The 12,775-nt window shown below is 68.0% G+C and carries 14 protein-coding genes; 7 read left to right on the forward strand and 7 right to left on the reverse strand.

Going from position 1 to position 12,775, the window contains the following annotated elements; all coding sequences use genetic code 11:
• Positions 1-158: 158 nt before the first annotated feature.
• The 5 genes from PI990_RS04230 to PI990_RS04250 form a co-directional block, all read right to left on the reverse strand.
• Entirely contained in the window at positions 159-905 is a 747-nt protein-coding gene (locus PI990_RS04230) for an AraC family transcriptional regulator (RefSeq protein WP_043243770.1), read from the reverse strand.
• 171 nt (positions 906-1,076) lie between these two features.
• Positions 1,077-1,964, reverse strand: a complete 888-nt coding sequence (ispA, locus tag PI990_RS04235) for a (2E,6E)-farnesyl diphosphate synthase (RefSeq protein ID WP_021216766.1) — start codon at positions 1,962-1,964, stop codon at positions 1,077-1,079.
• Entirely contained in the window at positions 1,961-2,203 is a 243-nt protein-coding gene (locus PI990_RS04240) for an exodeoxyribonuclease VII small subunit (RefSeq protein ID WP_021216765.1), read from the reverse strand. The genes ispA and PI990_RS04240 overlap by 4 nt, the downstream gene beginning before the upstream one ends.
• 157 nt (positions 2,204-2,360) lie before the next feature.
• A complete protein-coding gene (locus PI990_RS04245; protein WP_271659914.1) occupies positions 2,361-3,119 on the reverse strand; it encodes a sulfite exporter TauE/SafE family protein in 759 nt (252 codons plus the stop codon).
• A gap of 121 nt (positions 3,120-3,240) precedes the next feature.
• Positions 3,241-3,495: a DUF2790 domain-containing protein gene (locus tag PI990_RS04250; RefSeq protein WP_271659915.1), complete on the reverse strand. Its 255-nt coding sequence runs from the start codon at positions 3,493-3,495 to the stop codon at positions 3,241-3,243.
• Between the two features lie 285 nt (positions 3,496-3,780).
• Here PI990_RS04250 and PI990_RS04255 point away from each other — a divergent pair, with 285 nt between their 5' ends.
• The 7 genes from PI990_RS04255 to PI990_RS04285 are packed head-to-tail and all read left to right on the forward strand — an operon-like array spanning position 3,781 to position 11,282.
• Entirely contained in the window at positions 3,781-4,800 is a 1,020-nt protein-coding gene (locus tag PI990_RS04255) for a beta-ketoacyl-ACP synthase 3 (protein WP_271659916.1), read from the forward strand.
• A complete protein-coding gene (locus PI990_RS04260; protein ID WP_271659917.1) occupies positions 4,800-5,807 on the forward strand; it encodes an NAD-dependent epimerase/dehydratase family protein in 1,008 nt (335 codons plus the stop codon). The genes PI990_RS04255 and PI990_RS04260 overlap by 1 nt, the downstream gene beginning before the upstream one ends.
• On the forward strand, positions 5,804-6,658 hold the full coding sequence (locus PI990_RS04265; RefSeq protein WP_271659918.1) for an MBL fold metallo-hydrolase: 855 nt from the start codon (positions 5,804-5,806) through the stop codon (positions 6,656-6,658). Before PI990_RS04260 ends, PI990_RS04265 begins: the two co-directional genes overlap by 4 nt.
• The gene (locus tag PI990_RS04270; protein ID WP_271659919.1) at positions 6,648-8,006 is read left to right on the forward strand and encodes a F390 synthetase-related protein; all 1,359 of its coding nucleotides are present in this window, start codon (positions 6,648-6,650) and stop codon (positions 8,004-8,006) included. Before PI990_RS04265 ends, PI990_RS04270 begins: the two co-directional genes overlap by 11 nt.
• Positions 7,994-9,148 carry an ATP-grasp domain-containing protein gene (locus PI990_RS04275; protein WP_271659920.1) on the forward strand — a complete coding sequence of 385 codons (1,155 nt, stop codon included), beginning with the start codon at positions 7,994-7,996 and terminating at the stop codon, positions 9,146-9,148. The genes PI990_RS04270 and PI990_RS04275 overlap by 13 nt, the downstream gene beginning before the upstream one ends.
• On the forward strand, positions 9,145-10,284 hold the full coding sequence (locus PI990_RS04280; protein WP_271659921.1) for a hypothetical protein: 1,140 nt from the start codon (positions 9,145-9,147) through the stop codon (positions 10,282-10,284). Before PI990_RS04275 ends, PI990_RS04280 begins: the two co-directional genes overlap by 4 nt.
• Positions 10,281-11,282 (forward strand): aromatic ring-hydroxylating oxygenase subunit alpha, encoded by a 1,002-nt coding sequence (locus PI990_RS04285; protein WP_271659922.1) that lies wholly within the window; start codon positions 10,281-10,283, stop codon positions 11,280-11,282. The genes PI990_RS04280 and PI990_RS04285 overlap by 4 nt, the downstream gene beginning before the upstream one ends.
• A gap of 63 nt (positions 11,283-11,345) precedes the next feature.
• Here PI990_RS04285 and PI990_RS04290 read toward each other — a convergent pair whose 3' ends face one another.
• Together PI990_RS04290 and PI990_RS04295 are read right to left on the reverse strand one after the other, a co-directional pair.
• Positions 11,346-11,717: a DUF3592 domain-containing protein gene (locus PI990_RS04290; protein WP_271659923.1), complete on the reverse strand. Its 372-nt coding sequence runs from the start codon at positions 11,715-11,717 to the stop codon at positions 11,346-11,348.
• Between the two features lie 185 nt (positions 11,718-11,902).
• Positions 11,903-12,577, reverse strand: a complete 675-nt coding sequence (locus tag PI990_RS04295; RefSeq protein WP_034019461.1) for a hypothetical protein — start codon at positions 12,575-12,577, stop codon at positions 11,903-11,905.
• Positions 12,578-12,775: the final 198 nt, after the last annotated feature.

The following is a 12,775-nucleotide window of genomic DNA, read 5'->3' on the forward strand; positions in this document are numbered from 1 at the left end:
GTGTTTGTTCTTGTTGGCGCGGGGGCGGTGCCTGGACGGCCCGCCCCGGGGCGTTCGTGCACCCCGTGGATGGGCCTACTGTGAACGGGGCGCGGGCGGGTGGCTTGATCGATTCGCCCGGTTGCGGTGCGCGGTTCGGCACAGCCGGCCGACCGGCCTCAGGCGCGGCAGCGGTCGCGGTACTGGCTCGGGGAGAGCCCGGTGAGGGCCTTGAACTGGCGGCTGAAGGCGCTGTGGTCGGCATAGCCGCAGCGGTAGGCGATCTCGGTGATGGGCAGCTCGCCGGCCAGCAACTGGGTGGCGGCGCCCAGGCGCGCCTTGTGGATCATCTGCCGGGGGCTGAGCTGGAAGATGCGCTTGCACAGCCGGCCGAGCTGGGAGGCGGAGAGCCCGGCGATGGCGGTGAGTTCATCGAGGCTGATGGGCTCGGCGAAGTGCTCGCGGATGTGGGCGTCCACCGCTGCCAGGCGTTGGAAGGCGGGGTGGCTGGACTGTGGCGCCTGCAGGTCGTAGGAGATACCGGCCACGCCGATGACCCGCTGCGCCGGGTCGCGCAGGGCCAGCTTGTGGGTCAGGCACCAGCCGGGCTTGCGGCCGGGGTAGAGGTGCAGCTCCAGCTGGTCGCTGAGCTGGTCGCCGGCCTCCAGCACCTGGCGGTCCTGCTCGGTGTAGAGGTGGCCGAAGCGGCGCGGGAACACGTCTTCGGCGGTGCGCCCCAGCAGCGGCGCCTTGTCCTTGAAGCCGCAACGCTGGGCGAGGGTCTGGTTGACCAGCACGTAGCGGGCGTCCAGGTCCTTGACGAAGAACACCACGTCCGGCATCGCGTCCAGCAGCGGTGCGACCTGTTCCAGGCTGCGCAGCAGAGCGGGGAGATCCGGGGTGATGGGGAGCTGATCGAGCTGCATCGTTCACGCCGAAGAGTCGTTGGCCATGGGCTTCGGACGCTGAACCTAGCCTGCGCCCTTCTGCGGGCACCAGATGAGGAGCGCCCCCGGAAGGGCGCGCTTTTGCGTATTCGATGGACGGAAGGTGACGGGTTGGCGTGGCGGTATTTCCCGCCGGGCGTGGAACGCGGGTCAGCTGCGCCGTTCGACGATGTAGCGGGCCAGGTCGCGCAGCGGTTCGGCGGCCTCGCTGAAGGGGCGCAGGGTGTGCAGGGCCATGTCGCGCAGTTCCAGGGCGTAGGCCTTGGCGTCGTCGAGGCCGAGCAGGGCGGGGTAGGTGGGCTTGTCGCTGGCCTGGTCCTTGCCCTGGGTCTTGCCGAGGGTGACGGTGTCGCTCTCGACGTCGAGGATGTCGTCCTGCACCTGGAAGGCCAGGCCGATGGCCTGGGCATAGGCCTGCAAGGACTTCATCGATGAATCGTCGGCATTGCCACTGGCCAGGGCGCCAAGGCGCACGCTGGCTTCGATCAGGGCGCCGGTCTTGTGCCGGTGCATCACTTCCAGGGCCTTCTGGTCGAGCCGCAGGCCCACCGAGCCGAGGTCGATGGCCTGGCCGCCAACCATGCCGGCGGGGCCGGCGGCGCGGGCCAGGGTACCGACCATGGCCAGGCGCGCATCGCTGTTCTGCGGGTTGAGGCGACGGTCCGCCAGCACTTCGAAGGCCAGGGTCTGCAGGCCGTCGCCGGCGAGGATGGCGCAGGCTTCGTCGAAGGCCTTGTGGGTGGTGGGCTTGCCCCGGCGCAGGTCGTCGTCGTCCATGGCCGGCAGGTCGTCGTGGACCAGGGAATAGGCGTGGATCAGCTCCACCGCACAGGCAGCGCCGTCGGCACGGTCGAGATCGCCACCCAGGGCTTCGCAGGCCGCATACACCAGCAGCGGGCGCACGCGCTTGCCGCCATTGGTGACGCTGTAGCGCATGGCCTCGTACAGGCGTTGCAGTTCAGGGCGGGGGGCGTCGAACAGGGTTTCCAGGGCGGCGTCGACGCGCGCCTGGCAGCGGGACTGGTAGGCCGCGATCATGCCTGCTCGTCCGCGTCGAAGGGGGCCTCTTCCAGCTCGCCGTCGCGCTCCAGGAGGATCTGCACCTTCTGCTCGGCCTGGCTCAGCGCACCCTGGCATTCGCGGGTCAGGCGGATGCCCTGCTCGAAGGCGCCGAGCGAGTCTTCCAGCGACAGCTCGCCGCTTTCCAGGCGCTCGACCAACGCTTGCAGGTCGGCGAGGGACTGTTCGAAATCGGGGGTGGCTTTCTTGCGGGCCATGGCGGGCATCTCAGGGCAGTTCGGAACGGGCGGACACTAGCAGAGCCGCGCCCTTGCGGGCAAATGAACGGGAGGGTTTTCAGGGCTTTTCCGTCGCTCCGGCAGGCGGCGGAACCCTGTTCGTTGAGCGTGGCAAACACGCCTGTGAGGATGAACCCTACGCCGTAATGAAGTAGTAAGCCGTCATTCCCGCCCCCACGGCGATCACCAGCCAGCGTAACCAGCGGCTCGGCAGGCGCCTGGCCAGCGCGCCGCCGGCATAGCCGCCGCAACTGGCGGCGCCGAGCAGCACCGCCAGCTCCGCCCAGCTGACCCGCCCCGCTGCCACGAAGGTGACCACCGCGACGCTGTAGATGGTGCTGGAGAGCAGGTTCTTCAGCGCATTGGCGCGCAGCAGCGGGTGCCCTTCGATGGAGAAGGCCGCCAACTGCAGGATGCCCATGCCCGCGCCGAAGTAGCCGCCATAGACCGCCACCAGCGCATGGGCGATGCCGCCCGCGACGCCGTGGCGGGGCAGGGCGCCGGCTTCGCGCTGGCGGTTGACCCGCCGGCTCAGCCAGGGGCTGGCGGCGAACAGCAGGGTGGCGGCTAGCAGCAGCCAGGGGATCAGCCGGCGGAACACCTCGTCGCCCCCGGCCAGCAGCAACAGGCCGCCGCCCAGGCCACCCAGCAGGGAGATCGCCACCAGCGGCAGCAGCCAGCGGCCCAGCGGGCGCAGCTGGTCACGTGCCGCCCAACTCGCGGCGAGGCTGGCGGGCCACAGGGCCACGGCATTGGTGGCGTTGGCGGTCACCGGCGGCAGGCCGGCAGCCAGCAGGGCAGGGAAGGAGAAGAAGGTGCCGCCGCCCGCGAGGGCGTTCATGCCGCCGGCAGCGAAGCCGGCGAGCAGCAGCAAGAGGATATCGGCGAGGGTCATGGCAACGGCGCAAAAGGGCGGAGCTTACGCAGCGGGCGCCGTCGAGGCAAAGGTGGGGGCCGTCATGCGCCGGCCGGCCCCGGGCCGCTCGCCCTTGGGGCGAGGCGTATCGCGCGGGGGCTCAGCTGTTGAAGCAGGCGTCGGATTGCTTGGTGTAGCTCACGGCGTGGGTCGTGCCCTGGGAGTCGATGTAGGTCATCTTCGCCTCCACCAGTTCGCAGGTGAGCGGGTGGGGCTCGTCGATGGACACGACCTTGGCCACGTCCAGGTGCATGCCGTAGACGAAGGGTTCGACCTGGGTCGACTCGCTGGCGTGGGCGCCGCTGGCGATGGTCACGAACAGCAGCGCCGTGGCGCCGCAGGCAAGGGCTTTCATGGTGTTTTCCTCTTCGGGTGGTTCATGGCCACCATGAGAAACCATGGCACGCCGGGGAAAAAGCGAGGTGCCGAAGAAGGGCTTTTTCGGATGGCGTAACAATCCGCTCCGATCCTTCGCCGCAGGCCGGGAATTGAGACCGGTGAAATTGTTTCGGCCGGGGGCGTTGCCGTATGCTCGGCCGATTCTCTCCAGGGCTCATCTGCCCTTGCCAGTGGCCCCTGTGTGGGCACTGCGGCGGCGCCATGCCGCCGGGACGGCTCAACTTATCCAAACGGAACTTGAATGCAGACTTCACCCCCCGCGCACCTGCCCGCCAGGCCCGTATCCATCCTCGGTTCCGGGCACGCCTTGCCCGAACGCATCGTCACCAGCACCGAGCTGGATACCCGCCTTAACCTGCGCGCCGGCAGCGTGGCGCGTATCAGCGGGGTCATCCAGCGGCACGTCGCGAGCCCCCGGGAGACCGCTGCCAGCCTCGGTGCCCTGGCGGCCCGCCGCGCCCTCGCCGCCGCCGGCCTGGAGCCGCAGCAGGTGGACCTGGTCGCCTGCGCCAGCGGCACCATGGACCAGGGCATGCCCAGCAACGCCGCGCTGCTGCACCTGGAACTGGGGCTGGGGCAGTCGGGCATCCCGGCGCTGGATGTCAACGCCAGCTGCCTGGGCTTTCTCGCCGCCGTCGACACCCTGTCGTGGCCGCTGAGTGCGGGGCGTTATCGACGCATCCTGCTGGTCTGCTCGGACATCGCCTCCTGCGGGCTGGACTGGCAGCAGGTGGAGGTCTGCGGGATCTTCGGCGACGGTGCCGCTGCGGTGGTGCTGGGCCTTGGCGATGGCGGGCCGAAGATCATCGCCTCCAGCCTGCGCACCTATTCCGAAGGCGCGCACCTGTGCGAAATACCCGGTGGCGGCTCGCGCTATCACCCGCGCCGCATCGATGTGCCCTTCGAGCCGCTGACCAGCTTCGCCATGCACGGCAAAGGCGTGTTCCGCCTGGCGGCCAAGCACCTGCCCGCCATGAAGGACGAGCTGCTGAGCCAGGCCGGGCTGAGCCAGGCGCAGATCGATTGGGTCATCCCCCACCAGGCCAGCCACCGCGCCATGCAGCACGCGGCGCGGCGCCTGGGCTTCAAACGCGACAAGGTCATCGACATCTTCGCCATGCACGGCAACCAGGTCGCCGCCTCGCTGCCCACGGCGCTGGATATCGCCATCCGCGACGGCCGCATCCAGCGCGGGCAACGCTTGCTGCTGATCGGCACCGGCGCGGGCCTGTCCCTCGGCGGCATGATCCTGGAGTACTGATGAAGATTCTGGTTACCGGTGGCAGCGGCTTCGTCGGCCGCCATATCGCCTGGCGCCTGGCGGCCGAAGGCTGCGAGGTGGTCTTCACGGGGCGCAACGCCACGGCAGCGGCCGAGGTCATCCAGCACAGCCCCGGCCCCCTGCGCTGGGTGCCAGTGGAGCACGGCTCCCCGACGGCGGCCGCGACCTTGCGGGAGGCCAGCCAGGGCTGCGCGGCCATCGTCCATTGCGCGGCGCTGTCCTCGCCCTGGGGCTCGGTCCAGGCGTTCGCGGATGCCAACGTGGCGTCCACCGAGGAGGTGCTCCAGGCCTGCGAGGCCAATGGCGTGAAGCGCCTGGTGCACATCTCCACGCCGAGCCTGTACTTCGCCTTCCGCGATCGCCTCGGCGTGCGCGAGGACGAGGCCCTGCCGCCACCGGTCAACGAATATGCCCGCAGCAAGGGCCTGGCCGAGGAGCGGGTGCGCGCGGCCGGCCTGCCCGAGGCGGTGCTGCTGCGCCCGCGCGCGGTGTTCGGCCCCTGGGACGGCACCCTGATGCCGCGCCTGCTGCGGGTCATGCAGCGTGGGCCGATCCCGCTGATGCGCGGCGGGCGCGCGCAGCTGGACCTGACCTGCGTCGACAACCTGGTCCAGGCGATCTGGCTGGGCCTCAACCAGCCGTTGCCCAGGGCCCTGTGCACCTACAACGTCAGCAACGGCACGCCGCTAGCCTTCGAAGACCTGCTGCACAAGGTCGCCGCCGCCTTCCAGCTGGAGCTGCGTACCCGCCGGCTGCCCTGGCGGTTGGTGGACCTCATTGCCCGGGGCCTGGAAGCCAGCGCGCGCCTGCGCGACAGTGGCGAGCCGCTGATCACCCGCTACGGAGCCGGTGTGCTCGCCTTCAGCCAGACCCTGGACCTCCAGGCCCTCCACGACGAGCTGGGCTACCGCCCGGTGATCACCCAGGACGAAGGCATCCGCCAGCACGCGCAGTGGTGGCTGGCCCAACCAGGAGTACGCCCATGAGCCGCACCGTCAGTCTCAACATCCTGCGCGCCGGTTGGTGCCGGCACCTGGAGTGCATGGCGGACCGCGGCGGGCGCTGGGCGAAAACCGAGTTCCCGGCGCTCTGCGGGTTGATCCGCCACCCCGAGGAGGGCTGGCTGCTGTACGACACCGGTTACTCCGAGCACTTCTTCCAGGCCACCCAGGCATTGCCCGAGCGCCTGTTCCGCCAGGCGGTTCCCGTGGAGCTGCCGGTGCAGGAACGGCTGCACGCGCAATTGCAGGCCCTGGGCATCACCCCGGACGACATCCGCACGGTGATCATTTCGCACTTCCACAGCGACCATATCGCCGGGCTGCGGGACTTCCCCCAGGCCTCGTTCATCGCGCTCGACGCTGACCGCCGGCATATCGAAAGCCTGCGTGGCCGGCGCTGGCGCGCGACCCTGGGCGGCCACCTGCCGACGCTGCTGCCCGACGACTTCGGCAGCCGCGTACGCCTGGCCGATGAGTGTCGCCGCTGTGATCTGCCGGAGTGGATGCAGCCCTTCGACCAGGGCTTCGACCTGCTGGGCGATGGCAGCCTGGTGGGCGTGCCGCTGCCGGGGCATAGCGAGGGCCAGCTCGGCTTGTTCATCCCCGATGCCCAGGGGCGCCCGGTGTTCCTGGTGGCGGACGCCTGTTGGTCGGTGCCCGCCTGCCGCGCGGGCCGGTTGCCGGCACCACCGGCGCTGTGGTTCGCCGGCCACGACGCCGGGCAGTACCGCCAGACCTATGCCGGCCTGGGGGCGTTGATCCGCAACGAGCCCGCCGTCGCCGTGCTGCCTTCCCACTGCACCCAGGCCTGGGAGGCGTTCGAGGATGAGCGCTGAGCGGGCCCTCGGCGCCCTGCGCAGCATCGCGAGTTTCATCCACAGCCGTTACCGCCTGCGCTTCACCCGACGCGAGCAGCTGGAGGCCTGGCAGGCCAGGCAGCTGCGGCACTTCCTGCGGGACGTGCTGCCCCGTGCCGGGCGCTTCCAGGGGCGGGCCATCACCGACCTGGCCAGCCTGCCGCTGATGGACAAGGCCACGTTGATGGGGGATTTCGCCGGCTTCAACAGCCGTGGCCTGAGCCTGGAGGAGGTGTTGCCGATCGCGCGGCAGGCGGAGGCGTCGCGGGACTTCAGCCCGACCCTGGGCGACATCACCGTCGGCCTGTCGAGCGGCACCTCGGGCAACCAGGGGGTGTTCCTGGTCAGCAGCGAAGAGCGCCAGCGCTGGGCCGGCATCCTGCTGGCGAAGACCTTGCCCCGGCACCTGTTGCCGCGCCTGCTGGCGCCCTGGCGCCCGGCCTTGCGCATCGCCTTCTACCTGCGGGCCAACAGCCGCCTGTACACCACGCTTTCCAGCCGGCGGATCGACTTCGGCTTCTATGACCTGACCCTGGGGCTGGAGCCGTCGCTGGCGCGCCTCGCGGACCATGCCCCCGATGTGCTGGTGGCCCCGGCCACCGTGCTGCGCGGGCTGGCCGAGGCGGCGCTCGCCGGGCGCCTGAGCATCCGCCCGAGCCATATCCTCTCGGTTGCCGAGGTGCTCGAGGCGGAGGATGCAGAAGCCGTGCGCACCGCATTCGGCGTGGCCCCGCAGCAGATCTACCAGGCCAGCGAAGGCTTCCTCGGCTACACCTGCGAGCGCGGCACCCTGCACCTCAACGAGTGCCACCTGCATATCGAGCCGGAGTGGCTGGATGCCGGGCGCACGCGCTTTCAACCGATCATCACCGACTTCTCCCGGCGCACGCAGATGATCGTGCGCTACCGCCTCAACGATGTGCTGCGGGTGGCCGAGGCGCCGTGCGCCTGCGGGCGCGTCGAGCGGGCCATCGCCGCCATCGAGGGGCGCGCCGACGACATCCTCTGGCTGCCCGACCTGCCGGGCCGGCAGTTGCTCGCGCTCTACCCCGATGTGCTGCGCCGCACCCTGCTGATGCACGGGGCGGCCTTGCAGGAATACGAAATCCATCAGCGTGGGCTGGCGTGGCAGGTCAACCTGCGCGCCGCCGGCGACCACGACGACGCCTGCCTGGCGCTCGGCGACAGCATCCGCGCGCTGTGCGCCCAGTTGGGCATGCGCCCGCCGGCGCTGGGGTTCGGGCACTGGCAACCTGCGCCACCCGAGGCCAAGCGCCGCCGATTGAAACTCCTGGAACTGCCCGAGGGCCTGCCATGCACGTACTGATTCTCGGCGCCCGCGCGCCGGCCTGCCTGGAGTGGGCGCGTGCCTTCGACGAGGCCGGCTGGACGGTCAGCGTCGGCGATTCGCTGAGCCTGCCGCTCAGCCGCTTCAGCCGTTCGGCGCAGCATTTCGTGCGCCTGCCGGAGCCCCGGCAAAACCCGGCGGCCTGGGTCGAAGCGCTGGCGGCGGTGATCCAGGCGCAGGGCATCGACCTGTTGCTGCCGACCTGCGAGGAGGTGTTCTACCTCTCCCACGGCCTGGCAAGGCTGGCACCGCTGTGCCGAGTGCTGACCAGTGACTTCGCCCTGCTGCACCGCCTGCACCACAAGGGGCGCTTCGCCGCCATGACCGAGGGCTGGGCGCTGAGTGCGCCCGAAACCCACCTGCTGGCCGACAGCCAGGCCCTGCAACGCTTCGCCGGCGAGGCCGCGCAGTGGGTGTTCAAGCCGGCCTACTCGCGTTTCGCCTCGCAGACCCTGATCCGCCCCAGCGCAGTACAACTGGGCAAGGTCCAGCCGACGGCTGCGGCGCCCTGGGTGGCACAGCGCTTCATCGAGGGGCGCGAGCTCTGCAGCTTCAGCCTGCTGGTGGACGGCGAGTTGCGCGCCCACGGCTGCTATCACCCGCGCTACCGGGTGGGCCGGGGCTCGGGCATCTACTTCCAGCCCGAGCTGCCGCAACCGATCCGCGAGTTTCTCGAGCGCTTTGGCCGGGAAACTGGCTACACCGGCCAGGTGGGGTTCGACTTCATCGAAGACCGCGCCGGGCGTTTCCATGTACTGGAATGCAACCCCCGGGCAACCAGCGGCGTGCACCTGTTCGACGACCAGCGCCGGCAGCTGGTGGCCAGCCTGGGGGCTGCCTCCGGACAACTGCTGGAAGCCACGCCCGCACCGCGCATGGTCGCCCTGGCGGTGCTGTTGCTGGCGGCGCCGCAACGGGCCTTCAGCGCACCCTTCTGGCAGGACTACGCCGCCGCCCGCGATGTGGTGGTCCAGCAGGGGGACTACTGGCCCCTGACCACGCAATTGCTGGGGCTGTCGGAAATCATCGCCCGCGCCCTGACCCGGCGTTGCGGCCTGCTGGCCGCCTCCACGGCGGACATCGAATGGAACGGCCAGCCCCTGGGCGAGGCGCCGCGATGAGGCTGCTGCCTGCCGAACAGCTCCTGGCCGAGCCCGCCGGCGACGGTGACAGCCTGGCGCGCAGCTATGTAAAGGCCTGCGCCAGCGCGCGCCTGGTGGGCAATGTGACCACGCGCCTGGCGCTGCTCGACACCGGCACCCAGCAGTTCCCCGTCAGCATCACCGACGGTGGCGAGCCGGAAGGCAATTGCTATGTGGTGTCCCCGCGCACCGCCTACAGCGGCTACGCCCGTGAAGAGATCAAGCGCCTCGGCAAGCCCTGGCTGACCTGGCCGCTCACCCTGCTGACCCTGGGGGTCGACCGCCTGCTGCGCCTGGCCAAGGTGGACAGGCTGGCGCAGGTGAACAACTGGCTGCTGTCTACCAACCTCTACCCGGCCGGCTGGGACCTCGATGAATTGCCGGCGCTCACGGCATTGTTGAAGGCGGAGTTTCCCGACAGCGGCTTCGGTTTCCGCTCGCTCAACGACGCCAGCAACCGCGCGCTGCGCGAGCGGCTGGAGGGCCTCGGCTACCTGAGCATTCCCAGCCGCCAGGTCTACCTGTTCGATGGCCGTGCCGGAGGCGAAGCCGCGTTCCTCAAGCATCACAACACCCGCCTGGACGCCACCTTGCTGCGCCGCAGCCCCTATGACGTGGTGGATGGCGCGGCGCTGAGCGAAGCCGATTTCCAGCGCATCGAGTACCTCTACAACCTGCTGTACCTGGACAAGTACTGCCGGCTCAACCCCCATTACCGCGCCGCCTGGCTGCAACGTGGCCAGGAGCAGGGCTGGCTCGACATACGCGCCCTGCGCGGCCCCGACGGGCGGATCGACGGGGCGCTGGGCTGGTTCGCCAACGCGACGCTGATCAGCGCCCCGATCGTCGGCTACGACACCGCGCTGCCCCAGCGGGCCGGGCTCTATCGGCAACTGACGCGCCTCTGCCTGCAAGAGGCCGTGGAGCGCCGGGTGGTGCTGAACTTCAGTTCCGGTGCCGCCGGGTTCAAGCGCCTGCGCGGCGGGCAGGCGGAGATCGAGTACAGCCTGATCCACGTCGCCCACCTGCCCTGGTACCGGCGCCTGGTGTGGACCCTGCTCAGCCGCCTGCTGCATGGCATCGCCGTGCCGATGATGAAGAAGCTCAAGCTATGACTGCATCCGCCCGATGGTGGCCGGTGGCGCTCAGCCACGAACTCGGCAAGCAGCCCCTGGCCTGCCAGCTGCACGACCTGCCACTGGTGCTGTTCCGCGCGGAGGACGGCACGCCCGCCGCCTTGCCGGACCGCTGCCCGCACCGCTTCGCGCCACTGAGCGCGGGCAAGGTCCGTGACGGCCAGATCGAATGCCCGTATCACGGCTGGCGCTTCGCCGCCGACGGGCGCTGCACCCGCGTGCCCGGCACCGAGCTGGAGCGCTGCGACAAGCCGCTGCTCGACAGCCTGCCCAGTTGCGAGGCCCATGGGCTGGTGTGGGTCAGCCTCGCAGGCGACCGGCCGGCCATCCCGCCTGTCGCGCCGGCCGAACAGCGGCAGGCTCTGGACACCTTCTGGATCACCGACGAGGTGGAATGCTCGCTGCTGGAGGCGGCGGAGAACTTCCTCGACGGCTTCCACACCCACTTCGTCCATGCCGGCTGGATTCGCCACGACCGGCAACGGCAGAGGATCAGCGCCCGGGTCCGCCCGCTGGCCGACGGCGTCGAGGCCCTCTACAGCGAGGAGGGCACACAATCCGGGTTGATCTCGCGGCTGTTCGAAGGCGAACGCGGCATCAGCATGGGGCGCTTCCGCCTGCCCGGGCTGGCGGAAATCGAATACCGCGACCGCAAGGGCGGCCTCAACCTGCTGGTCAGCGCCTGGCTCGTGCCTGTCGGCAACGGCCGGCTGCGCCTGTTCGCCCGCATCGCCACCGCGCACGGTTGGTTGCCCGCCGCGCTCAAGCGCCTGGTGCTGCGGCGCTTGTTCGGGGTGATCCTGCGGCAGGACCGGCAGATACTCGAACAGGTCAGCGCCAACCAGCGGCGTTTCGAGCACCTGCCAGTGAAGCAGCTGGATGGCAGGCAGGACCTGCTTGGGCCGAGCATTCGGCTGCTGATCGAGGGCGATGAGCCGCTCGATTTCGAGGAGAGGCGGGTGGAGATCCGGCTCTAGGCGATGGGAAGTTTCTCCATCAGGCTGCCGGCAGGACACCGCGTCACGTGGGCGGAGGCGCGTCTAGAGTTGAATGGCAGAGGAAAAGCCGGGCTGGACGACATGGGAGCGGTCAGGGCGCTCCGGGTCGTAGGCGATCTCGAGTTTCGTACCCACGGGGTAGCGACGGGCTGCGTCTTCTGCGGAGCTTTCTCGCGAAAACGGAGTGCTCAGGTCGACGGCGGAATGGTGCGTTCCGTTCGCTTCATAGCGGTATAGCAGCGTGGCCGTGTACTCGTACCGATCTCTTCGGTTCTTCGAGCTGGTCACCTTCATGCCGGTGACTATCGCCTGCGTTCTGGGCCAGCTTTGCTCGATCTCCGTCTTCGCCTTGACGTAGTAGATGGAGGCAGCTGCAACGAGCAGAAATCCAATGATCTTCCAGGCGTCGGACATGACTCTTCCTTCCTTGGGGAGCGATGACTTGCCTGATTCTCATTGAGCAGGCAATAAAAAAGCCGGCTTGTGGCCGGTGTATTATTGTTGTATCTCATTGATTTTATAAGATTTTATATTTATAAATTACTTTGACCCACACTTTGACCCACACTCTGGTGGGTCGCTGCCCTGGGGCGATGATTTCAGATGGCTCTTGGGCTCATCTCTCTATGCTTGAATACGGCGGCGTCGATGGCCTCTTGGATTACACGCAGGTGTTCCTCTGCAAGAGGCGTTGCAGCGGCTTCTTCCTCGGGGGATAGCGCAGGGAGTGTTTCCTTTAGGTAGGCCTCCCACTGCGCAAGCTGTTTTATGCAATGGCGCAGCTGCTTCCAGGTTTCATCAATGCGGATCTTGGCTAACTCTTGTTCAAGCTTGCGTGCGTTGCGTATGGCTTTCATTGCCTGAGATTCGTGCCTGGCTTCCTCTTTGTTAATGGAAACCTGTTTAGAGGCTACCTCGATCAGGCTTTCAATCACGCCTGTTTCAGTAATTTTGTGTCTTTTTGCCAAGGTCTTGAGCTTTGCCTTGGTTGCTTTGGGGAGGGTGAAGGAGCACGTCTGCCGGCCACCCTCTGTCGCTCGATAGCGCCGTTGCCGGATGGCATTTCTCAGTCGCTGAATGAGCTTTACGCCTTCGGCCTCTTTTTCTAGGGCATGGATCGATCTGACAAGCGAGCTGAAAATCGTCGCGGCCATCAGGCTGAGCTTGTCCTTGAGTCGATCAGGGCAGTGTTTGGACAGATAGTTCGCGGCCCACTGCCACTCTTCATGATCATCCTCATTGAGCCAGCTCGGCTTGCCTTCAGTCCTCGCCATCCACCTCTCTCCTCTTACTGAGCTCCACCACCATGCCGTGGGCGCTCGCTATGCCAAGCCTGTTAACAGAAAAGATAACTGATGTGTTAGCTGATGTGAATTATGAGGTGTTAACTGATTTGTTAATTAGCATGTTAAATGCATCGTTAACGGTCTTGTTAACTGAATTAACTGTTCTGATAAAATAGGGTATAAAAT

The organism is Pseudomonas sp. TUM22785 (assembly GCF_028198105.1).
Lineage (GTDB): Bacteria > Pseudomonadota > Gammaproteobacteria > Pseudomonadales > Pseudomonadaceae > Metapseudomonas > Metapseudomonas solani.